Source organism: Sporosarcina sp. FSL W7-1283 (assembly GCF_038003105.1).
Lineage (GTDB): Bacteria > Bacillota > Bacilli > Bacillales_A > Planococcaceae > Sporosarcina > Sporosarcina newyorkensis.
Genome location: NZ_JBBOOL010000001.1, coordinates 1255271 through 1277207 on the forward strand (window position 1 = coordinate 1255271; position 21937 = coordinate 1277207).

Annotated in this window: 21 protein-coding genes; 20 read left to right on the forward strand and 1 reads right to left on the reverse strand. The window is 44.6% G+C overall.

The genetic code is table 11. The features are described from left to right. Positions 1 to 38: 38 nt before the first annotated feature. The 11 genes from coaBC to spoVM all read left to right on the forward strand — a co-directional run bounded on the left by coaBC (position 39) and on the right by spoVM (position 11755). Complete coding sequence (gene coaBC / locus MKY93_RS05885; RefSeq protein ID WP_340758527.1) at positions 39 to 1256, forward strand: bifunctional phosphopantothenoylcysteine decarboxylase/phosphopantothenate--cysteine ligase CoaBC; 1218 nt, start codon at positions 39 to 41, stop codon at positions 1254 to 1256. Then, the gene (priA, locus tag MKY93_RS05890) at positions 1246 to 3654 is read left to right on the forward strand and encodes a primosomal protein N' (RefSeq protein WP_340758528.1); all 2409 of its coding nucleotides are present in this window, start codon (positions 1246 to 1248) and stop codon (positions 3652 to 3654) included. Before coaBC ends, priA begins: the two co-directional genes overlap by 11 nt. Before the next feature lie 192 nt (positions 3655 to 3846). Continuing rightward, positions 3847 to 4338 carry a peptide deformylase gene (def, locus tag MKY93_RS05895; RefSeq protein WP_078817785.1) on the forward strand — a complete coding sequence of 164 codons (492 nt, stop codon included), beginning with the start codon at positions 3847 to 3849 and terminating at the stop codon, positions 4336 to 4338. Further along, positions 4335 to 5273 (forward strand): methionyl-tRNA formyltransferase, encoded by a 939-nt coding sequence (gene fmt / locus MKY93_RS05900; RefSeq protein WP_078817784.1) that lies wholly within the window; start codon positions 4335 to 4337, stop codon positions 5271 to 5273. The genes def and fmt overlap by 4 nt, the downstream gene beginning before the upstream one ends. Next, a complete protein-coding gene (gene rsmB / locus MKY93_RS05905) occupies positions 5270 to 6610 on the forward strand; it encodes a 16S rRNA (cytosine(967)-C(5))-methyltransferase RsmB (protein WP_078817783.1) in 1341 nt (446 codons plus the stop codon). The genes fmt and rsmB overlap by 4 nt, the downstream gene beginning before the upstream one ends. A 29-nt stretch (positions 6611 to 6639) precedes the next feature. Then, positions 6640 to 7398 carry a Stp1/IreP family PP2C-type Ser/Thr phosphatase gene (locus MKY93_RS05910; protein WP_078817782.1) on the forward strand — a complete coding sequence of 253 codons (759 nt, stop codon included), beginning with the start codon at positions 6640 to 6642 and terminating at the stop codon, positions 7396 to 7398. Continuing rightward, positions 7395 to 9365 (forward strand): Stk1 family PASTA domain-containing Ser/Thr kinase, encoded by a 1971-nt coding sequence (pknB, locus tag MKY93_RS05915; RefSeq protein WP_340758529.1) that lies wholly within the window; start codon positions 7395 to 7397, stop codon positions 9363 to 9365. The genes MKY93_RS05910 and pknB overlap by 4 nt, the downstream gene beginning before the upstream one ends. 12 nt (positions 9366 to 9377) lie before the next feature. Then, entirely contained in the window at positions 9378 to 10259 is an 882-nt protein-coding gene (gene rsgA / locus MKY93_RS05920; RefSeq protein ID WP_340758530.1) for a ribosome small subunit-dependent GTPase A, read from the forward strand. 2 nt (positions 10260 to 10261) lie between these two features. After that, positions 10262 to 10930: a ribulose-phosphate 3-epimerase gene (rpe, locus tag MKY93_RS05925; RefSeq protein ID WP_340758531.1), complete on the forward strand. Its 669-nt coding sequence runs from the start codon at positions 10262 to 10264 to the stop codon at positions 10928 to 10930. After that, the gene (locus MKY93_RS05930; RefSeq protein ID WP_340758532.1) at positions 10927 to 11580 is read left to right on the forward strand and encodes a thiamine diphosphokinase; all 654 of its coding nucleotides are present in this window, start codon (positions 10927 to 10929) and stop codon (positions 11578 to 11580) included. Before rpe ends, MKY93_RS05930 begins: the two co-directional genes overlap by 4 nt. 13 nt (positions 11581 to 11593) lie before the next feature. Further along, positions 11594 to 11755 carry a stage V sporulation protein SpoVM gene (gene spoVM / locus MKY93_RS05935; protein WP_139365993.1) on the forward strand — a complete coding sequence of 54 codons (162 nt, stop codon included), beginning with the start codon at positions 11594 to 11596 and terminating at the stop codon, positions 11753 to 11755. A 348-nt stretch (positions 11756 to 12103) separates the two neighbouring features. Here the strand turns inward: spoVM and rpmB are convergent, their stop codons facing one another. Further along, positions 12104 to 12292 (reverse strand): 50S ribosomal protein L28, encoded by a 189-nt coding sequence (rpmB, locus tag MKY93_RS05940; protein ID WP_078817777.1) that lies wholly within the window; start codon positions 12290 to 12292, stop codon positions 12104 to 12106. Positions 12293 to 12505: 213 nt separating this feature from the next. Here rpmB and MKY93_RS05945 point away from each other — a divergent pair, with 213 nt between their 5' ends. The 9 genes from MKY93_RS05945 (at position 12506) to rnc (ending at position 21935) form a co-directional block, all read left to right on the forward strand. Next, positions 12506 to 12868 carry an Asp23/Gls24 family envelope stress response protein gene (locus MKY93_RS05945; RefSeq protein WP_340758533.1) on the forward strand — a complete coding sequence of 121 codons (363 nt, stop codon included), beginning with the start codon at positions 12506 to 12508 and terminating at the stop codon, positions 12866 to 12868. Between the two features lie 18 nt (positions 12869 to 12886). Then, a complete protein-coding gene (locus tag MKY93_RS05950; RefSeq protein WP_340758534.1) occupies positions 12887 to 14545 on the forward strand; it encodes a DAK2 domain-containing protein in 1659 nt (552 codons plus the stop codon). 91 nt (positions 14546 to 14636) lie between these two features. Further along, positions 14637 to 16700 (forward strand): ATP-dependent DNA helicase RecG, encoded by a 2064-nt coding sequence (recG, locus tag MKY93_RS05955; RefSeq protein ID WP_340760910.1) that lies wholly within the window; start codon positions 14637 to 14639, stop codon positions 16698 to 16700. Positions 16701 to 17227: 527 nt separating this feature from the next. Next, positions 17228 to 17803 carry a transcription factor FapR gene (gene fapR, locus MKY93_RS05960; protein ID WP_009765546.1) on the forward strand — a complete coding sequence of 192 codons (576 nt, stop codon included), beginning with the start codon at positions 17228 to 17230 and terminating at the stop codon, positions 17801 to 17803. Between the two features lies 1 nt (position 17804). Continuing rightward, positions 17805 to 18797 carry a phosphate acyltransferase PlsX gene (gene plsX, locus MKY93_RS05965; protein WP_078817773.1) on the forward strand — a complete coding sequence of 331 codons (993 nt, stop codon included), beginning with the start codon at positions 17805 to 17807 and terminating at the stop codon, positions 18795 to 18797. Next, positions 18794 to 19738: an ACP S-malonyltransferase gene (fabD, locus tag MKY93_RS05970; protein ID WP_009765544.1), complete on the forward strand. Its 945-nt coding sequence runs from the start codon at positions 18794 to 18796 to the stop codon at positions 19736 to 19738. Before plsX ends, fabD begins: the two co-directional genes overlap by 4 nt. Next, the gene (fabG, locus tag MKY93_RS05975) at positions 19738 to 20484 is read left to right on the forward strand and encodes a 3-oxoacyl-[acyl-carrier-protein] reductase (RefSeq protein WP_340758535.1); all 747 of its coding nucleotides are present in this window, start codon (positions 19738 to 19740) and stop codon (positions 20482 to 20484) included. Before fabD ends, fabG begins: the two co-directional genes overlap by 1 nt. Positions 20485 to 20598: 114 nt before the next feature. Beyond that, positions 20599 to 20838 carry an acyl carrier protein gene (locus MKY93_RS05980; RefSeq protein WP_040758847.1) on the forward strand — a complete coding sequence of 80 codons (240 nt, stop codon included), beginning with the start codon at positions 20599 to 20601 and terminating at the stop codon, positions 20836 to 20838. 329 nt (positions 20839 to 21167) lie between these two features. Beyond that, a complete protein-coding gene (gene rnc, locus MKY93_RS05985) occupies positions 21168 to 21935 on the forward strand; it encodes a ribonuclease III (protein WP_009765541.1) in 768 nt (255 codons plus the stop codon). Positions 21936 to 21937 lie beyond the last annotated feature (2 nt).

A 21937-nucleotide genomic window follows, 5' to 3' on the forward strand; every position in this document is an offset into this window, starting at 1 on the left:
GTTTGTTATTTTTTGAAAGGAACAGGGGGCACCTAATTATGATAAATAATAAAAATGTCTTGCTTTGTGTGACGGGTGGAATTGCAGTCTATAAAGCAGTCGCACTTGTCAGCAAGCTATCTCAGGCAGGCGCAAACGTTAAAGTCGTAATGACGGATTCAGCGAAAGAATTTGTGCAGCCATTATCATTCCAAGTGATGTCAAAAAACGATGTGTATTTCGATACATTTGATGAAAAAGACTCTCGTGTGATTGCACATATAGATCTTGCGGATTGGGCGGATTTGGTATTAGTGGCGCCTGCTACGGCGAATGTCATCGGCAAACTGGCAAACGGGATCGCGGATGATATGGTCACTACAATTTTACTTGCTACTGAAGCGGATGTTTGGATTGCACCCGCAATGAATGTACATATGTACGCCCATCCCGCTGTTGTAAGGAATATTGGGCAACTCCATTCGGACGGCTACCGCTTTATTGAGCCTTCGGAAGGTTTTTTGGCCTGCGGTTATGTGGGGAAGGGGCGTTTGGAAGAACCAGAACGTATTACGGAACTGGTAAGCCAGCATTTTACGCAAGGCCATTATCAACCGCTAAAAGGGAAAAAAGTCGTGATTACTGCGGGGCCGACACGTGAACGAATTGATCCGGTTCGCTATGTTTCGAATTTCTCCAGCGGTAAAATGGGTTATGCGATGGCGGTAGCAGCGCAAAAGCTTGGCGCGGAAACCGTTCTCATTTCAGGTCCAGTTGAATTGACTGTTCCTTCAGGCGTCCAAATAATCCATGTCGAGAGTGCTGCCGATATGTACGATGCAGTGCTCAGTCAATTTGACGATGCTTCTATTGTCGTGAAATCCGCGGCAGTTGCAGATTACCGTCCAAAATCGGTACATACTCAGAAAATGAAGAAAAAAGCAGGCGACGACGTGCTCGAATTGGAGCGTACGACAGATATATTGAAATCGCTCGGAGATCGGAAAGAACATCAGCTATTGATAGGCTTTGCAGCTGAAACGACGGATGTCATCGCATATGGTCAAAAAAAATTGGAGTCTAAAAATCTGGATTATATCATCGTCAATGATGTGACCGATCCGGGTGGCGGCTTTGGCAGTGATACGAATGTTGTCACACTGCTTTCCAGAGAAGGAGAAGCCACTCCGTTTACTGCCATGCCAAAAGATCAATTGGCGGTACGTTTATTTGAAACGATACTTCAGCAAGAAGGCGGCAAGTTAGATGATCGCTGAAGTCATTGTCGATGTAGCGGCTTATCCGATCGATCGTCCGTTTGATTATGCTGTCCCGGCAGAGTGGGAGAGCGTCATGGAGCCGGGCCTGAGAGTGAAAGTGCCATTCGGCCCTCGAAAAGTCGTCGGATATGTCACAGCAATCAAAATGCATAGTGAACTGGATTCTGGCAAGATTAAACCAGTGTTGGAGATAATAGATTTAGAGCCGGTCCTATCCACGGAACTGCTGGCATTGTCAAAATGGATGGCAGCTGAAACGATTGCCTATGAAATCGATGCGCTCCAAGTGATGCTGCCGGCAGCGATGCGTGCGAAATATGAGAAAATCATGCGTGTAGTCAAGCCAGAATTGCTCGACGATTCATTCCGAGAGTTTTTAGGAAATCGAGAGCAAGTATCGTTGAAGGCTTTGCAGGATGCTCATTTATTGAATGAAGTGAAGAAGTATAGTGAACAAGGAATTGTTCAGATCGATACGGCGATCCAGCAGAAAACCAAGATGAAAAAAGTTCGGATGATTCATATTCCGGACACAGCACACTTGGAATCCGCTTTGGAAGAGACACATTCAAACGCAAAAAAACAAGTGGAATTATTGCAGTGGTTGCTTCTACATCCGTCGAAATCGATGGAAGCCAGCGAAATCATGAATAAATCAGGCGTTAAAGCAAACGTCTTGAAAGCACTGCTCGATAAACAAGTCATCGAACAATCCCAAGTGGAAGTTTACCGTGAATTGGATGCACCCAAAATGCGGGACAGCGGGAAGCCTGAGCAGCTGACAGATGAGCAACAGTCCGCATTGTCAGCGATTGAACAAGCTAGTGATAAGAAGAAGCAAGAAACGTTCCTATTGCATGGAATCACAGGCAGCGGGAAAACAGAAGTCTATTTGCAAGCGATCGACCATGTGTTGAAAAAAGGCAAGGAAGCAATTGTGCTAGTTCCTGAGATTTCTCTGACACCACAAATGACCGCTCGATTTAAAGGGCGATTCGGTGAGTTGGTCGCAGTGCTGCATAGTGGATTATCGTCTGGCGAGAAATATGATGAATGGCGCCGGATCCATCGAGGCGAAGTAAAAGTGGCAATCGGAGCCCGTTCAGCTGTTTTTGCACCTTTTACGAATTTAGGTCTGCTCATTTTGGATGAAGAACATGAATCAACCTATAAACAAGAAGAGTCCCCGAGATATCATGCGAGAGATGTAGCGATTTGGCGAGCTGATTATCATCGCTGTCCAGTCATATTCGGAAGCGCTACGCCGTCGTTGGAATCGTATGCACGCGCAACTAAAGATGTTTATACATTATTGACCCTAACAAAACGTGCAAAACAACAGGCATTACCAGAAGTTCAGGTCGTCGATATGAGAGAAGAACTGAAGACAGGAAATCGTTCGATGTTTTCTGTCGCACTGGCGGATGGTATTCGGCAACGGTTGGAACGTAAAGAACAAATCGTGTTGTTGCTGAATAAACGCGGCTTCTCGAGTTTCGTACTATGCCGTGACTGCGGTACGGTAGTGGAATGCCCGAATTGTGATATTTCATTGACCTATCATCGTTCAAGTGAAAGTTTGAAGTGCCACTATTGCGGTCATGAGCAGCCTGTGCCGATCGAATGCCCGGAGTGTGCAAGTGAGCATATCCGGTTTTTCGGCACAGGTACGCAAAAAGCACAGGAAGAGTTGTATAAGCTAGTACCTGAAGCGCGCGTAATTCGAATGGATGTAGACACGACCAGTACGAAAGGCGCCCATGAGAGGTTGTTGCATGATTTCGGTGAAGGAAAAGCAGATATTCTGCTGGGTACACAGATGATTGCCAAGGGACTGGATTTCCCGCGTATTACACTTGTTGGCGTATTGGCTGCCGATACATCACTTCATTTAGCTGATTTTAGGGCTGCGGAAAAGACGTTTCAGTTGCTGACACAAGTGAGCGGCAGGGCCGGACGGGATCAGCTGCCGGGAGAAGTAGTGATTCAGACATACGATCCAGAGCACTATGCGATTGAATTATCGAAAACTCAAGAGTACGTGCCGTTTTATGAATTGGAAATGGATAGAAGAAGACAGCTGGGCTATCCGCCCTATTATTTTGTGACGGTTGTGCAGTTCAGCCATGAGGATGTACTGAAGGCGGCTGATTATGCACATAAAGGCACGAGTTTCCTAATGGAACAGCTGTCTTCCGAGTCCGTGATTATTGGACCGACCGCTGCAGCAATCAGTCGCCTCAACAATAGATATCGTTATCAATGTTTGGTAAAATACAAACAGGAACCTGCGCTCGTACCGGTTTTACAAAAGTTATTAAAACATTACAAAACCAGCTGGGCAAAAGACGGATTGGTTATGTCCATAAACCGTGAGCCGACAGCTATTTTTTAAACAAAAGTTCAAAGCGTCGTTTAGCCTCGACAGGCGTTGGAGGGCTTATCGACAAAGTTGAGTTCTTTGCAACTTTTCGAAAAGACCGAAACGACCCGAGAGGCTGGGGCTTGGAACTAGACGAATCAAAAGTGCAAAGCGCCGTTTAGCTTCGACAGGCACTGAACGTAACTACAGAAATGAGGAATAATTTTGGCTATATTAGAAATCGTAAAACACCCGTCTCCGATTTTGACGGCACCATGTGAGGAAGTCACAGTCTTTGATGAAGAGCTGGGTACGTTACTGGATGATATGCATGAAACGATGATAGAAAATGATGGTGTAGGTTTGGCGGCACCGCAAATCGGAAAATCGATTCGCGTGGCAATTGTGGACTTTGATGAAGAACAAGATATCATCGAAATGATCAATCCAGTAGTTACTGCAACAGGAGGAGCTGAAGTGGATGTGGAAGGCTGCTTAAGTTTTCCTGGATTATTTGGTGAAGTAGAGAGACCTTTCCATGTCCGTATAGAAGCGCAGGAACGCGACGGCAGACTGTATGAACTAGAGGCGGAAGGTTATGAAGCGCGTGCGATTTTGCATGAGATCGATCATTTGAACGGCATTTTATTCGATAAGAAAATACAGCGGATTGTGGATCCTTCCGAGTTTGAAGAGGATGAGGAGGGCGACGAATGACGAAAATTATTTTCATGGGAACACCTCAATTTTCTGTGCCCGTCCTGACGATGCTTCACGATGAAGGCTACGATATATTAGCAGTAGTAACCCAACCCGATCGCCCGGTTGGCCGGAAGAGAGTATTGACTCCGCCGCCTGTAAAAGAAGAAGCGTTACGCCTTGGGTTACCTGTCATTCAGCCGGAAAAGCTAAAAGGATCCGCTGAGCTTCAGGAAATCATCAGTTTGCAGCCGGAGTTAATTATTACGGCAGCATTTGGTCAATTGCTTCCTAAAGAGTTATTGGACGCACCAAAGCTTGGCTGTATCAATGTCCATGCGTCATTATTGCCGAAATACCGCGGGGGTGCACCGATTCATCAAGCGGTGCTGGACGGTGAAACTGAAACAGGCGTAACGATCATGTATATGGCGGAAAAATTGGATGCAGGAGATATCATTTCACAGACTGCTCTGCCGATCAAAGAAGATGACGATACAGGCAGTCTATTCACGAAGCTTTCTGCTGTGGGAACAACTTTATTGAAGAACACTTTGCCTTCGATCGTAAATGGTACGAATGAACGTACAGTTCAAGATGAAACGCAGGTGACGTTTGCGAAAAATATTTCGAGGGAACAGGAACGAATTGACTGGAAACGTTCTGCTCGTTCCGTTTTTAACCAAGTGAGAGGTTTACATCCATGGCCTGTAGCTTATTCGAAATTTGCGGATGACCAAGTGAAGATTTGGTGGGGGCGTGTTGAAGAACGGACGTCTGATGCGGTGCCGGGTGAAATTATAGCGTTGGAAAAAGACCGGATTATCGTCCAGACAGGTGATGGTGCGTTTGCCATTACCGACTTGCAGCCTGCGGGGAAAAAACGAATGACTGCCGCCGTTTTCTTAAATGGAATCGGATCCAAGTGGCAAGTGGGAGACCAGTTTGAATGACAAATTATAAGAAGAAAATTTGGCGAGGCAATGTACGTGACGCCGCCCTGTCGATCTTGATGGATATCGAAAACGAGCAAGCTTTCAGTAACTTATTGCTTCACAAGACAATTGAGTTATACGATCTTCCCCAAAAGGATCGGGCTTTGTTGACGGAATTGACATATGGGACATTGCAACAGCAAATGACATTGGATTATTATTTGGCACCTTATATTCGCGGGAAATTGCAACCGTGGGTTCGCCAATTATTGCGGATGTCCGTTTATCAAATTATCTATTTATCCAAAATCCCTCCGCACGCCGTTGTCAATGAAGCAGTGAAAATTGCAAACAAGCGAGGGCATAAGGGCGTCTCCTCTATGGTAAACGGGATTTTACGTTCGATTTTACGAGAAGGTGTTCCTTCTTTGGATGAAATTGAAGATCCGGTAGCCCGGCTGTCGATTGAGACGAGTCACCCAGAATGGTTGATCCGACGTTGGATTGAACAGTACGGCATGGAAGAAGCAACGGCTATTGCAGTTGTCAATAATTTGCCGCCTGTTACCACAGCGCGAATCAATTCAACGAAAACGAACAGAGGAGAAGTCATAGGGTTACTCAAGAAGGAAGGCGTACTTGCATCGCCGGGTAACTTGACTGACAGCAGTATTCAAGTAGAGTCAGGAAATTTAGCCTCTACGGAAGCATTTCAACAAGGACTGCTGACGGTTCAAGATGAAAGCTCCATGCTGCCAGCGTTAGCTTTACAAGTAGAACCGGGTATGAAAGTTCTCGATATGTGTGCGGCGCCTGGCGGTAAAACAACGCATATTGCCGAGCGTATGAAAGATGAGGGGGAAGTGCAAGCTCATGATCTTCATCCGCATAAATTACGTTTAATCGAGCAAAATGCTGAGCGGCTTGGCTTGACTTCCATTCACACAAATAGCGGGGACAGCAGAGAATTACTCTCAACCTATGAACCGCAATCATTTGATCGTGTACTGGTTGATGCGCCTTGCAGCGGTTTAGGAGTCATTCGAAGGAAACCAGAAATTAAATACAAAAAAACAGTGCAAGATATTGAAAATCTATCGGTTATTCAAAAAGATCTGCTCCAAGTTGCCAGCCAATTAGTGAAAAAAGGCGGTCGCTTGGTTTACAGCACCTGTACGATTGATAAAACAGAAAACCAGGCAATCGTCGAATGGTTTTTACGGGAGCAGCCGGATTTTGAACTTGTTCCTTTACACATCATCGATCAACCGACTGATAGCAGCTATTTACAGATCTTGCCGCATCAATACGAAAGTGACGGCTTCTTTGTGGCAGCTCTGCAAAGAAAGAACTGATCTGATGGAAAGGGAATGGGGGTTAGCTTATGGAATATGAGATTCGCTCAGATACTGGACGCAAGCGGACAGTAAATGAAGATGAGGCGGCTGTGTTCGTTCATCCTAAAAACAATACAGTGCTAGCCGTCATTGCAGATGGAATGGGGGGGCATAAAGGCGGCGACTTTGCCAGCTCTACTGCCGTACGAATGATTGGCGAGCAATTCATGTCGGCAAGTGACGATGTGGAGACGGAACAGGACTGGTATGATTTATTGTACGATACGGTCGTGGATATCAATCTGTTTTTATATACAAAAGCCCAGCAGGATGAAAGTTTTAAAGGTATGGGAACGACGCTTGACCTTGCGTTGATTTTAGGGGATCAATGCCTTGTTTTCCATGTAGGAGACAGCAGGATTTACCAAGTGACAGGCAAGGCTATACGGCAAATTACGAAGGATCATTCGTTCGTCAATATACTGATCGAAAGCGGAGAGATTACGGAACAGGAAGCAGAAGTGCATCCGCAGAGAAACTGGATTATGAAAGCGGTGGGCTCTGAAAAGTCGATTGTACCAGATTTGTATACCATTCCAGTGCCATCTCAATCGTACTTGTTGCTGTGCACAGATGGGTTAAGCAATAAAGTCGAAAAGGAACTGATGCTTGATATTATATTGCGTGACGTTTCATTGGCTGACAAAGTGGATACGTTCGTGGAGTTGGCAAATGAACGTGGCGGCGAAGATAATATTACGGCGATCTTACTGGAAATACCTGAAACCGAGGTGATTTCCACATGATCGGTAAACGGATTGGTAAACGATATGAAATTATCCGTGTGATCGGTGATGGAGGAATGTCAAGGGTTTATCTGGCACATGATATGATTCTTGATCGGGACGTGGCAATCAAAGTATTGCACTATGATTTTGCGAATGAAGAAGAATTGAAAAAGCGATTTCAAAGAGAAGCACTTTCAGCGACAAGTTTGACCCATCCTCATATCGTCAATATTTTTGATGTCGGCCAAGAAGATGAGCTTCATTACTTGGTAATGGAATACATACCAGGCCGGACGTTAAAAGAATATATACACACACACGGAGCATTATCTGCTGAACATGCTGTATCCATTATGCAGCAACTGGTGTCAGCGATCTCTCATGCCCATCATAATGGCATCGTCCATCGTGACATTAAACCGCAAAATGTCCTGATGAATGGTGAAGACGACGTCAAGATTACGGACTTTGGTATCGCGATGGCGCTGAACTCCACAGCACATACGAAAACGAATTCAGTTATTGGTACCGTTCATTATTTATCTCCTGAGCAGGCGCGGGGAGGCATGGCTACAAAGCGCTCGGATATTTATTCGTTAGGGATCGTTTTTTATGAATTGTTGACAGGAAAGCTTCCTTTTTCTGCGGAGACGGCTGTTGCTATTGCGCTGAAGCATTTGCAGGAAGAGACGCCTTCTGTACGGGAGCAGCTTCCTGAAATTCCGCAAACTGTGGAGAATGTCATTTTGAAAGCGACCGCGAAGGATGCCAACTATCGATACGCCACAGCCGATGAAATGTACGATGACCTATTAACGGTCTTTTCACCGGAACGTGCGAATGACAAGAAATTTACATTGCCTTTTGATGATGATCGAACAGTAGCGATTCCAATCGTGAAAGACACTTCGAAATTCGATAATGTGGAAAATACCGTAAAACACACACCGCCAGCAGTGGAACCGGTTCCGCCGGATGAGAAGAAAAAGAAAAAGAAAAAGAAGAAATGGCCACTTATTGTGGGAGCAAGCCTTCTGGTCATTGCCTTACTTGCAGTGGTGCTGACGATGTGGCTGAAACCTAAAGAAATTATCGTTCCTGAAGTAATAGGTGAGGAAGAACTAGCCGCAACGGAGCTGCTAGAAAAAGAAGGTTTTGTCATAGATGAACGATTGGAAGAAACGTCTGATGAATTCAACGCAGGTCAGGTCATCAAAACGATACCGGAAGCCGGCAAGAAGCGAAAAGAGGGAGACGGCGTTAAACTGTTTGTCAGTATAGGTAAAGATAAAATGAAACTGCTCAACTATGTCGGCCGCAGTTACGAAGCGACCGTGCAATTTCTAGAAAATTATGGGTTCGAGAAGATTACTCCAGTTGAAGAGTATTCTGACGAGCCCATAGGGACCATTATTGGACAGCAGCCAGAAGCCGATCAAGAAGTCGTTCCTGAAGATACGGAAATCATTTTTACGGTCAGTAAAGGAAAAGAGTTGCATTCGTTGAATGATTTAAGCGGTATGACAGAAAAACAATTAGAAAGCTACGCAAAAAGTGCAGTGCTTACTATTCATATTGTCAGCGGAGAATATTCGGAGACGGTTGAAAAAGGTCGTGTGATCTCTCAAAAACCTCCCAAAGGAACGAAGATGGATAAACATGAACGTGTCGATGTCGTCATGTCAAAAGGGGCTCCATCGAAACCCGTCAAACTGTTAGTGAAAACTATTACGATTCCATATGAAAATCCTGAAGATGAGGATGAATGGGAAGAGGGAGACGAACGAGAGCCTCAGAAAATTCAAATTTATATACAAGATCGCAAACATACAATGAACGATCCTGTAGAAGAATTTGTAATAACTGAAGATACTTCCCGTAAGATCACCATCGAGCTTGAGGAAGGTGAACGGGGCGGTTATAAAGTGTTGCGCAACCAGACCGTGATAGAAGAAGATAAATTTGACTATAAAGAGTTGAATTAAAGGAGGAGTTCGATGGCGGAAGGCCAAATTCGAAAAGCGATCAGCGGCTTCTATTATGTTGAACATAATGGTGAATTAATTCAGTGTAAGAGTCGGGGAGTTTTTCGGTTAAAAGGAATTAACCCACTTGTTGGCGATATGGTCACCTATACACCAGATGGTGAGAATGACGCGACCATCACAGATGTTCATCCAAGGAAAAGTGAACTTGTTAGACCACCCATAGCGAATGTGGACCAGGTACTACTAGTATTTTCCGTTGTAGAGCCAGATATGAGCCTTCGTTTGTTGGATCGTTTTCTCTCTGTTATTGAATCGCACCGTCTAGAACCAATTATTTATGTTTCAAAGGAAGATTTAGCGAACCAGCAGACAATAGCGGAAAATGAAGGGAATTTAGCCTATTATCGGCGTATTGGTTATACCGTATTGCGTAATGTGGGCAACGAAGAGCCGTTGATTGAAGTACTGCGCCCCTATTTAAATGGCAAAACAACCGTGCTTGCAGGTCAGTCAGGGGTTGGAAAATCGACGTTGCTCAATACGATTCTCCCCGAGTTGGAGTTGAAGACAGGAGTCATCTCAGACGCACTCGGGCGTGGTAAGCATACGACGCGCCACGTAGAACTGCTCGAAATTGCGGATGGATTAGTTGCGGATACACCTGGCTTTAGTTCATTGGGCTTCGAACATATTGAGAAAGAAGAATTACGAGATTGTTTTGTAGAGATATCGGAAGCCGGTGAAGGATGTAAATTCCGGGGCTGCCTTCATGTCAAGGAGCCTGGTTGTGCTGTGAAAGCACAAGTGGAAGAAGGAACGATCTCTGAAGCGCGTTACAAGAATTACTTACTGTTCTTACAAGAAATTATAGATCGAAAGCCGAGGTATTGATCATGGTAAAAATTGCGCCATCTATTTTAGCAGCTGATTTTTCAAAGCTGGGAGAAGAAGTAAAGGAAGTAGAAAAAGCGGGTGCGGAGCTCATTCATATCGATGTGATGGACGGTCACTTTGTACCAAATATTACAATGGGTCCTATAGTTGTCGAAGCGTTGCGCCCTTTAACAAAATTACCATTGGATGTTCATTTGATGATCGAGAATCCAGATGCGTATATCGAAAGTTTTGCTAAAGCAGGTGCAGATTATATTACGGTTCATGTAGAGGCTTGCCGTCACTTGCACAGAACATTGCAATTGATTAAATCAACAGGCGCTAAACCTGGCGTTGTGTTGAATCCGCATACGCCTGTTGATCTGATCATGCATGTTTTGGAAGATGTGGATATGGTATTGTTCATGACAGTCAATCCAGGGTTTGGCGGACAGTCATTTATTGAATCTGTCGTGCCAAAAGTAAAGCAACTGTCAGAAATTATTTCAGCACGCGGTCTTTCTATTGAAATTGAGATCGATGGCGGTATCAATGAAGAGACCATCAAGCCATGTGTTGAAGCTGGAGCAACCATTTTCGTTGCAGGCTCTGCAATCTACAATCAAAAAGATCGTGCAAAGGCATTGCAAGCAATAAAATCTGCTGGTGAGAGTGTGATGCAAAAATGAAATATGCCATTATTTGTGCGGCAGGTCCCATTGAGGAAGTCGTAGATTTGGCAGAATATGATCAGCAGGACACGGTCTATATTGGTGTGGACCGTGGTGCTCTTTATTTATTGGAAAAAGGAATTCAACCGCATGAAGCAGTGGGAGACTTTGACTCCGTGTCAAAAGAGCAATTCGAAAAAATCACTTCAGCGGTGGAAATCGTGCATCGTGTCAACGAAGAAAAAGATGAGACGGATACGGAATTGGCTGTACAGCGAGCCCTGACGTATGATCCGGATTATATCATATTGACTGGCGTGACGGGCGGCAGATTGGATCACCTGCAATCTGTTTTACATTTATTATATAGGGTGCAATCAGAGCATCGCAGAGTGAAATTTAAAATTCACAACACAACCAATGATATCCGTGTCATGTTGCCGGGTGTACGACGTGTAAAAAAAGATGAGCGTTACCCATACACTTCTTTTTTCTCGTTTGGACCTGTGGTGACAGGATTGACGTTGACTGGGTTTAAATACGAAACAGTGAATGAACGGTTGGAAATCGGCACGACTCGATTCACAAGTAATGAAACGGTGGCGGATGTTTGTACTATCTCTTTCCGAGACGGCATATGCTTAATGGTAAGGAGTTCAGATTCCTGAAAGGAGTGGGGATTTGCGAGTATATACATTTACGCTACCGAAATTCGTTAGCAATATTGTCAGAAAGTGCGCAGTCGCGTTCCAGAAGGACGGCCGTGCGAAATCAACAGTTGCAACGAATAGTAAAGTCAGCAAGTCAAAGAGACGTAAAAAAGAAAAAACACAAGGCGCCTAATTTAGGTGCCTTGTGTTTTTTCTTTTTGCTGAAAGCAAAAAGCGCCTTTATGATAATCCCTCCAACATCTGTCGAGGCTACCCGGCGCTTTTAGCATTTGATTCGTCCAGCTTCAGGTGGCAGCCGCTCGGGACACTTCGGACTTAAAGATAAAGGCAAAGAACGCCTTTATTTTTAAGTCCTCCAGTGCCTGTCGCGGCTAGACGCCACCTTCAGCTTTAAGTTCACATCCAGCTTCAAGCGCCAGCCTCTCGGAGCGTTTCGAAATTGCCAGAAAGGCAAAAAGCGCCTTTATGGCAATTCCTCCAACGTCTGTCGAGGCTACCCGGCGCTTTCAGCATTTGATTATTATACTCGTTGTACTTTGCCTGATTTTAGAGCTCTTGCAGATACCCAAACACGTTTAGGTTTGCCGTCTACTAAGATTCTAACTTTTTGAAGGTTTGCTCCCCAAGTGCGTTTGCTTGAGTTCAGAGCGTGTGAACGAGAGTTTCCAGAACGTGCTTTACGTCCAGTGATAACACATTGTTTAGCCATTTTAGTACCTCCTCGTGAATTATTTAGCGATTCACGTTACAATTCGCATACCATAGTACTTTATCATAAGCGGGAGATCGATGCAACATTTTTTTAGGAGACCTTCAAGCTTTTTTCCTTTACACTATATTTCAGCGACAACAATGCTTTCTTTCTTGATAAATTACCGTATAATGTACGTATATGCGTGAAAAGAGTTGGGAGGAGAAGAGGATGTCAATCGAACTGAAGAATGAACATGGTACTATCGATATTACGAATGACGTAATTGCCCAAGTCGTCGGTGAGGCTGCGATCGAGTGTTACGGAATTGTGGGAATGGCTTCACAACACCAAATTCGTGACGGACTTACAGAAATTCTCCGGAAAGAAAACTTTGCTCGCGGGGTGATTGTACGTAACGAAGGAAATGCTTTTCATATCGATATGTATGTCATCATGAGCTATGGTACGAAAATTACTGAAGTGGCCTATCAAGTACAATCGAAAGTACAATATACAGTTAAGAAAGTGTTAGGTCTCACAGTAAGTTCAGTAAATATTTTTGTTCAAGGAGTTCGGGTAACGAACGTGTAGAAGGAGGCCTTTGAGTTAATGAGTTCAATAAATGGATTGCAATTTGCGAAGATGGTGGAAATGGGTGCACATCACCTTCACCAGAATGCGGATTATGTGGATTCTTTAAACGTATTCCCTGTACCAGACGGTGATACAGGGACGAATATGAATTTATCCATGACTTCAGGTGCGAAAGAAACAGGCTTGAACGCACAGGAACATATCGGCATGACTGCCCAAGCTTTCTCTAAAGGTCTGTTGATGGGCGCTCGCGGAAACTCAGGTGTTATTTTATCTCAGCTATTCCGCGGATTCAGCAAACAGATTGAAAGCGAATCGGAAGTTAATGTAAAGCAATTTGCAGAAGCCCTTCAATACGGTGTCGAAACTGCCTATAAAGCAGTCATGAAGCCGGTAGAAGGAACAATTTTGACAGTAGCAAAAGATGCCGCGAATGCAGCAGTTTCTTATAAGGAACAAGCGGCAGATCTAACCGAATTAATGGAAGTCATTGTCGAAGAAGCGAAGGCTTCTTTAAAAAGAACGCCTGACCTATTGCCTGTATTGAAGGAAGTAGGGGTAGTGGACAGTGGTGGACAAGGCCTTGTGTATGTGTATGAAGGCTTTTTGTCTTGTTTAAAAGGTGAAGATTTGCCTGCAAAGACTGTTGTCCATTCCATGGAAGACTTGGTCAAGACAGAACATCACCGCAGTGTGCAAAGCTTCATGAACACCGAAGATATTGAGTTTGGCTATTGTACAGAGTTTATGGTGAAATTGGATGCGGATAAGCTGCATGAGAAACCGTTTGATGAAGATACTTTCCGCCAAGATCTGAGTGAGTTGGGTGATTCATTGCTTGTAATATCCGACGATGAAGTGGTGAAAGTACATATTCATACAGAAGAGCCGGGAGATGCTTTGTCTTATGGGCAGAAATACGGTTCCCTGACAAAGATGAAAATAGAGAATATGCGCGAACAGCACAGTGATATTATGGAGCGCGACAGCATTCCGACAGCTGCCCCTAAACAGCAACACAAGTATGCTATCGTCACAGTTTCGATGGGTTCAGGAATCGCTGAGCTTCTAAAGAGTATCGGTGCATCCGCTGTCATTGAAGGCGGACAGACGATGAATCCTTCTACTGAAGATATTATCAAAGCGATAGAAGAGATTGGTGCAGAAAAGGTATTGATCCTGCCGAATAATAAAAATGTTATTATGGCAGCTGAGCAGGCAGCGGATGTTTTGTCTATTGAAGCAGCGGTCGTGCCTACCAAATCTGTACCTGAAGGATTGGCGGCAATATTAGCATTCAATCCGGAAGCGACAGTTGAAAAGAATGCGCAGACTATGAAGGAAGCTGCTTCTTCTGTTAAGACAGGACAGGTCACATATGCGGTACGGGATACTTCTATTGACGGAGTGACGATTCAAAAAGATGATTTCATAGGAATTGCTCAAGGTAAAATCACAAGTTCAGCTCCTTCATTGGATGACGTGACAAAAAGCCTGGCAGCCTCATTGATTGATGAGGACGATGAAATCGTCACGATTATTTATGGAGAAGACGTTGCATCAGACGAAGCGGAAAAGATTGCTGCACATATCGAAGAGCAATTTGATTTCGTAGATGTGGAATTGTATGCAGGAAAACAACCGCTCTATCCGTATATTTTATCAGTTGAATAAAATGATGCGTTGTCCTTTTTTACAAGGGCAACGTTTTTATTTTCCAGCTTTTTCGTGGTAAACTAAAAAAGAAGAACATCCGTTTTCTAACCTGCGTAGAAAGGAGGAGTTTCGGGTGGAAAATATACTGCAAAATAGTGTCGGCACAGTGAAAGGTATCGGAAAGACCACTACTGAACAATTTCAAAAGCTGGGTATTGTGACGATTGAAGATTTACTGTACACATTTCCTTACAGGCATGAAGATTTCAGAATGACCGACTTGACGGAAACTCCGCATAACGAGCGGGTAACCGTTGAAGGACGAGTGGAGTCAGAACCCACCGTTTTTTATTCTGGAAAGAATCGTTCACGCCTTCAAATCCGTCTATTGGTTGGTCATCATTTAGTGAAGGCCATTTTTTTTAATCAACATTATTTAAAGGAACGTCTTTCGACTGGGATGAAAATCAATGTGACAGGTACTTGGGACAGAGGTCGCCAATCTATCACAGTTAACCGTTTGCATACAGGAGAGCAAATCGACTTTGAGCCGGTTTATAGCTTGAAAGGCGTCATGCATCAAAAAACATTCAGGCGATATATGCGAAATACTCTGGATGTTGCTGCAGGGGACCTTATCGAGACGTTGCCTGCTTCTATCATAGAAGAATACCGTCTTCCTACATTGGCGGAGGCGCTCGAAATGATTCATTTCCCGACAAAGCTGGAAGACGTCAAGCAAGCACGCAGAAGATTTGTTTATGAGGAATTATTGCTTTTTCAGTTGAAAATTCAAGGAATGAAGAAACTGCGAAAAGAGCAGGAACAAGGGCTTATTATCCAATATGACTTAGATTTACTGAAGAAATTCATCAAATCACTACCTTTTGAGTTAACCAACGCACAAAAAAGAGTCGTCAATGAGTTGTGTGCCGAATTAAAGGCACCGCTCCGTATGAATCGTTTGTTGCAAGGGGATGTTGGTTCAGGGAAGACAGCAGTAGCGGCTATCGCTTTATATGCAACGATTACAGCAGGTTTTCAAGGGGCGCTCATGGCCCCGACAGAGATTTTGGCTGAGCAGCATGCGGAGTTGCTGGCGGATTGGTTTGAACCGTTTGGCGTCATCGTGGCGTTTTTGGCCGGTTCTACAAAAGCGAAAGCTCGACGGGAATTGCTTGAAAAGTTAGAAGCAGGAGATATTGATTTGCTGATCGGCACACATGCTCTTATACAGCCTGAGGTTCAATTTTGTCGGCTGGGATTTGTCGTGACGGATGAACAGCACCGTTTTGGTGTAGAGCAGCGGCGTGTATTGCGGGATAAAGGATTGAATCCTGATGTCTTGTTCATGACAGCGACTCCGATACCCCGGACACTTGCGATTACAGTCTTTGGTGAAATGGACGTCTCCATACTCGATGAATTGCCGGCAGGACGAAAAGAAATTGAGACACATTGGCTGAAAGAGGAGTCTTTGCTTCCGGTCTTGCAGAAGATGGAGAAGGAACTGCGGGCGGGTCGCCAGGCATATGTTATTTGCCCGCTTATTGAGGAATCCGATAAACTGGATGTCCAAAACGCGGTGGAAGTCCATGCTGAACTAAGCAATTATTTTGCTGGCCGTTACAATGTCGGCTTAATGCATGGCCGCTTACCTTCTGTTGAAAAAGATCAAGTAATGCGCTGTTTTAGTGAGGGAGAACTCAATATTTTAGTTTCTACCACTGTTGTCGAAGTGGGAGTCAATGTGCCGAACGCAACATTTATGCTGATCTATGATGCGACCAGGTTTGGACTAGCGCAACTGCATCAATTAAGAGGACGCGTTGGGCGCGGTTCAGATCAGTCGTATTGTGTCCTGCTCGCCAATCCCACATCTGAAGAAGGAAAAATGCGTATGCAGTCCATGACAGAGACGAATGATGGATTCGTTTTGGCTGAAAAAGATTTAGAACTGCGTGGAGCTGGGGACATTTTTGGGAAAAAGCAAAGCGGTATGCCGGAGTTCAAAGTAGCCGATTTGGTCCATGATTTTAAAGCGCTGTCGACTGCGCGGCAAGATGCAGAGCGTTTATTGAATTCGCCGCAGTTTTGGCACGGCGATGAGTTTGCAACATTGCGAAACCAGCTTGAACAGTCTGGAGCGTTAACGGAAAAAAGAATTGATTAAGGGAATGTCAGGCGTGTTGATTGACTGATTTTTAACATTTTCCTGCAAATTGCATTATAAATGCAACAAAAATTAAAAGAATGCAGTCGGCGAGTTCTTTTGGCCAAGTTGTTGTGGCACGGGTGTATCCATGGGGATTTCCGTTCCAGACGGTACGCTTTCCGGGGGGTGTGGCTTTGAGCCTTCAGGAGTCGACCGTCTTACACTTCACTCCCTATTTTGTGTAGACTAGGCAATTCGACTTTCATTTGAAATTAGGAAAAACTAAATAATATCGCTTTTATTTTGGTCTTCTCCTTAAGAGTGAACACACTTTAACTCGCTACTTACAAGACAAAAGCCCTTGCGCTATCCAACAAGAAGTCGGGGATTTGCTCGGAGGACAAATCCCGAGGAATACACCTTTTCCCACACTATTTCGTTCTTTTTCCAAAACAGCAAACAAATTCGTTAACCTCTTGCAATCTGTTAAACCTCTTTATATACTTAGTATTAATACCAAGTGCTAATCTGAAGGGGTGTAGCAATTGAAAGTTCCTAAGAAGGAGAGGCAACACTTATTAAGGAGCTTGCTTGACGAAGATCCTTTTTTAACGGATGAAGATATCGCCGGGCATTTTTCGGTGAGTGTTCAAACAGTTCGGCTGGATCGTCTTGAGTGCGGCATTCCTGAACTAAGAGAACGTCTGAAGTCCGTTGCTTCGCAGCATATGAAGGAAACAGTGAAGTCTTTGCAGACCGAAGAAATATTCGGAGAAATCATAGACGTGGAATTGGATGATAAAGCGCTCTCAATCTTTGATGTCACGGACGACCATGTCTTTAAACGCAACGGGATTGCTAGAGGACATCATTTATTCGCCCAGGCCAATTCGCTCGCCGTAGCTGTTTTGGATGACGATTTGGCTTTGACTGTTCGTTCTTCTTTACATTTTGCGAAACCCGTAAAGGCAGGAGACCGAGTCGTAGCTCGGGCAGTTGTGCGCCAAGAGACATTAAAAAATAAGAGTACGGTTGTTGATGTCATTTCTACAGTGGAAAGTGAACCTGTTTTTTCTGGAGAGTTTTTGATGTACCGTACTACAAAAAAGGCAGGTAAGTGACATGATTATAGCAGTGGACGCAATGGGCGGAGATCATGCTCCTGGAGAGATTATTAAAGGAGTATTACAAAGCCTGCATGCATTTGATGATATTTCAATACATATATTCGGTGATGAAGAGAAAATGGCACCCTTCTTAGAGGAGCATCCCCGCTTACAAGTAGTTCATTGTTCAGAAGTGATTGAACCTGACGATGAACCGGTGCGTGCGATACGGAAGAAGAAGGACGCTTCGATGGTTCGCATGGCTCAAGCGGTGAAAGATGGAGAAGCGCAGGCATGTGTCTCTGCCGGAAACACAGGGGCGCTCATGTCGGCAGGGTTATTCATTGTCGGTCGATTGGAAGGAATCCAAAGGCCGGCACTTGCGCCAACATTGCCGACCCTTGACGGCAAAGGTTTCGTACTGTTGGATGTAGGAGCGAATTCTGATAGTAAACCTGCACATTTGGTTCAATTTGCAGTTATGGGCAGTGTGTATGCCGAAAGAGTACGTGGCATTGAAAAGCCGCGTGTTGGGTTATTAAATATCGGAACAGAACCAGGTAAAGGAAATGACTTGACGAAACATGCATTTGAAGAACTGCAAAATGCACCGATTCATTTTATCGGCAACGTAGAATCTCGGGATTTGCTGAATGGGGCAGCAGATGTTGTCGTGACGGATGGGTTTACGGGGAATATGGTTCTGAAGACGATTGAAGGCACGGCATCTAACGTGTTCTCTATGTTGAAGGAAGTATTCATGTCCTCTTTCAAGACAAAGCTTGCTGCAGGATTAGTAAAAGATGACATGAAAAGTCTTAAACAAAAAATGGATTATTCCGAGTATGGCGGGGCGGGTCTATTCGGCTTGAATCATCCTGTGATCAAAGCACATGGATCTTCAAACGCCAATGCATTATTCAATGCAGTACGCCAAGCACGCACGATGGTACAATATCGTGTATGTGAAACAATTAGAGAAACACTTGGGGAGGAAGAGGAATCTTGAGTAAACTGGCATTTGTTTTCCCGGGACAAGGCTCTCAAGCCGTGGGGATGGGTAAGGAATTTGCGGAGAAGGATGAGGCGTGTAAACAGTTCTTGCAACAGGCTGATGCTGCACTTGGCTTTGAGTTGAGTAAACTGATCCTCGAAGGACCAGCAGATGATCTGACGCTGACCTATAATGCACAACCTGCACTTTTGACAGTCGGTGCGATGATTGCAGCGAAATTAGAGAGAGCTGGCATCACACCTGATTATTCAGCAGGCCATAGCCTTGGAGAATACACGGCACTTGTCGAATCAAAAGTACTTTCATTTGAAGATGCGGTAGTAGCAGTGCATAAACGAGGAAAATTCATGAATGAAGCAGTTCCGGCTGGAGAAGGAACAATGGCGGCGATTCTAGGCATGGACCGGGATGTGTTGGAGTCGATCACTCGTAATATTACAGAATCAGGGGATCCCGTTCAGCCCGCTAATCTTAATTGCCCAGGTCAAATTGTTATATCCGGTGCGAAAAAAGGTGTAGACAAAGCATGTGTCGCACTAAAAGAAGCCGGTGCAAAACGTGCATTACCTTTAAATGTCAGCGGGCCATTCCATTCGGTATTGATGCAGCCGGCTGCGGATGAGTTGCAAAAAACATTAGCTGGTATCGTGATGAAAGATGCAGAAATTCCTGTAGTTGCCAATGTTACAGCAGATGTTGTGACCGAGCAGGCAGAAATTAAGCGCTTATTGGTTGAGCAATTGTATTCACCAGTTCGCTGGGAAGAATCAGTAGAAAGACTTCTTGAACTTGGCGTAACTCGTTTCATTGAATGCGGACCAGGAAAAGTACTCAGTGGATTGATCCGAAAGATCGACCGGACAGCAACAGTGTATCCGGTGTATGATGAAGCGTCATTGCAAAAAGTACTAGAAGAAGCGAAAGGGTGGGCGTAATGGGAAGATTCGATGAGAAAACAGCGGTCGTCACAGGTGCTTCCAGAGGGATCGGACGCACTGTTGCGTTACGTTTGGCATCAGAAGGCGCTAAAGTTGTCGTGAATTATAGCGGCAGTCAAGAAAAAGCAGAAGCTGTTGTGGAAGAGATACGTTCAGCAGGAGGAGAAGCATTTGCATTCCAGGCGAATGTCTCCGATGCCGATCAAGTGAAAGAAATGATGGATGAAGCTATCAAGCAATTTGGTTCCATCGATTTCCTCGTCAATAATGCAGGCATTACGCGTGATAATTTATTGATGCGCATGAAAGAGGATGAGTGGGATGATGTACTGGCTATTAATTTGAAAGGTGTCTTCCTTTGTACGAAAGCTGTCACTCGGCAAATGATGCGTCAGCGTGCAGGAAGAATCGTCAATTTAGCTTCAGTCGTTGGTGTCGTTGGAAACGCTGGACAAGCAAACTATGTTGCTGCAAAAGCTGGTGTTATTGGCCTGACGAAAACAACGGCGAAAGAATTGGCAGCCCGCAATGTTCTAGTAAATGCGGTAGCGCCTGGATTTATTACAACGGATATGACAGACGAACTGGGCGAAGAGATGAAAGAACAGTTACTGTCGACTATTCCTTTAGGTAAGCTGGGCAGTGCTGAGGATGTTGCAGGCACAGTGGCGTTTTTGCTTTCCGATGAAGCGAAGTATATTACGGGCCAAACGATCAATGTCGATGGCGGCATGGTGATGTAAACGAATTAGTTCTTCGGATGCTTCAATCTATGGTTGCACTTTGAGGAGAGAAACCTCTATAATTCAATAGAAGTTATGAGGCGGACACTTGGCCTTTGAGAGGAGGTGACTATGTTGTCAACAGTACTTGAGCGAGTAACAAAAGTAGTTGTCGACCGTCTAGGCGTCGATGAAAGCGAAGTAAAACCTGAAGCTTCTTTCCGGGAGGACTTAGGGGCTGATTCACTAGATGTAGTAGAGCTTGTTATGGAATTTGAAGATGAGTTTGAAACAGAAATTTCTGATGACGATGCAGAGAAAATTGCAACTGTCGGAGATGCAGTATCGTACATTAAAGAAAAAGTTGGCGAATGACCTTTTCGGTGAGACACTTTCGACCTTTCATCTGGGAGGTCGAAAGCGTCTCTTTTCTCATGCAAAAGTGTAAGACGCCGTTTAGCCCCGAGAGGCTGGCGTCTGAAACTAGATGATGCAAAAGCGGAGACGGCTGTTTAACCCCGACAGGCGTTGGAAGACTGGCAATAAAGGTGCCTTTTGCCTTTACTGCCAGTCTGAAACGACCCGAGGGGCTAGCCGTTGCAGCTAGATGATACAAAAGCGGAGACGGCTAGCCGTTGCAGATTTTTATTACAAAAGGAACACAAAAAGTCAACACAGATTACAGATGAGAGGCAGAGTAGCTTATGAAAAATAAAAGACATTATAAAGAAGCATCATCCCATCCTTCATTGCCGCAAGCTGTTCGAGAGAAATTCAAAGCGCTTCAACAGCAATTAGGTGTACAATTCAAGGATGAAAATTTACTGTTTAACGCGTTTACGCACTCTTCTTACGTTAATGAACACCGCCGCAAAAAGTTTTCCGACAACGAGAGATTGGAGTTTTTAGGGGATGCCGTATTGGAACTGGGCGTCTCTAAATTTCTGTTTCGTACAGAACCGACAAAAAGTGAAGGTGAGCTGACGAAGCTGCGAGCCGCTATTGTATGTGAGCCATCACTCGTTAAGTTTTCCAATGAGCTCCATTTTGGTGACTATATTTTGCTTGGCAAAGGTGAAGAGCTGACAGGGGGAAGAATGCGTCCCGCGTTGCTGGCAGACGTATTTGAAGCATATATTGGCGCATTGTACTTGGATCAGGGCATGGAAGTGGTTGAAGAATTTCTAAAACGAATCGTTTTTCCGAAAATCAGTGTCGGAGCTTTTTCGCATGTGACAGATTATAAGAGTCGTTTGCAAGAATTGGTGCAGCAAAAGAATCATGGACCTCTTCAATATGAAGTGGTTGAGGAAAAAGGTCCTGCACATGCGAAAAAGTTTGTTACCGTAGTCAATCTTGATGACCAACAACTCGGTAAAGGAATTGGAAAGTCTAAAAAAGAAGCCGAACAGGAAGCTGCCCGTCGAGCGATCGAACAATTACAGTCGCAGATAGACGAAGGAGAGAACTGATC

What these genes read in the sequence shown, in the direction of transcription:
- coaBC (WP_340758527.1), top strand. Translation starts at nt 39, where the DNA reads ATGATAAATAATAAAAATGTCTTGCTTTGTGTGACGGGTGGAATTGCA.
- priA (WP_340758528.1), top strand. Translation starts at nt 1,246, where the DNA reads ATGATCGCTGAAGTCATTGTCGATGTAGCGGCTTATCCGATCGATCGT.
- fmt (WP_078817784.1), top strand. Translation starts at nt 4,335, where the DNA reads ATGACGAAAATTATTTTCATGGGAACACCTCAATTTTCTGTGCCCGTC.
- rsmB (WP_078817783.1), top strand. Translation starts at nt 5,270, where the DNA reads ATGACAAATTATAAGAAGAAAATTTGGCGAGGCAATGTACGTGACGCC.
- MKY93_RS05910 (WP_078817782.1), top strand. Translation starts at nt 6,640, where the DNA reads ATGGAATATGAGATTCGCTCAGATACTGGACGCAAGCGGACAGTAAAT.
- pknB (WP_340758529.1), top strand. Translation starts at nt 7,395, where the DNA reads ATGATCGGTAAACGGATTGGTAAACGATATGAAATTATCCGTGTGATC.
- rsgA (WP_340758530.1), top strand. Translation starts at nt 9,378, where the DNA reads ATGGCGGAAGGCCAAATTCGAAAAGCGATCAGCGGCTTCTATTATGTT.
- rpe (WP_340758531.1), top strand. Translation starts at nt 10,262, where the DNA reads ATGGTAAAAATTGCGCCATCTATTTTAGCAGCTGATTTTTCAAAGCTG.
- MKY93_RS05930 (WP_340758532.1), top strand. Translation starts at nt 10,927, where the DNA reads ATGAAATATGCCATTATTTGTGCGGCAGGTCCCATTGAGGAAGTCGTA.
- rpmB (WP_078817777.1), bottom strand. Translation starts at nt 12,292, where the DNA reads ATGGCTAAACAATGTGTTATCACTGGACGTAAAGCACGTTCTGGAAAC.
- MKY93_RS05945 (WP_340758533.1), top strand. Translation starts at nt 12,506, where the DNA reads ATGTCAATCGAACTGAAGAATGAACATGGTACTATCGATATTACGAAT.
- MKY93_RS05950 (WP_340758534.1), top strand. Translation starts at nt 12,887, where the DNA reads ATGAGTTCAATAAATGGATTGCAATTTGCGAAGATGGTGGAAATGGGT.
- plsX (WP_078817773.1), top strand. Translation starts at nt 17,805, where the DNA reads ATGATTATAGCAGTGGACGCAATGGGCGGAGATCATGCTCCTGGAGAG.
- fabG (WP_340758535.1), top strand. Translation starts at nt 19,738, where the DNA reads ATGGGAAGATTCGATGAGAAAACAGCGGTCGTCACAGGTGCTTCCAGA.
- rnc (WP_009765541.1), top strand. Translation starts at nt 21,168, where the DNA reads ATGAAAAATAAAAGACATTATAAAGAAGCATCATCCCATCCTTCATTG.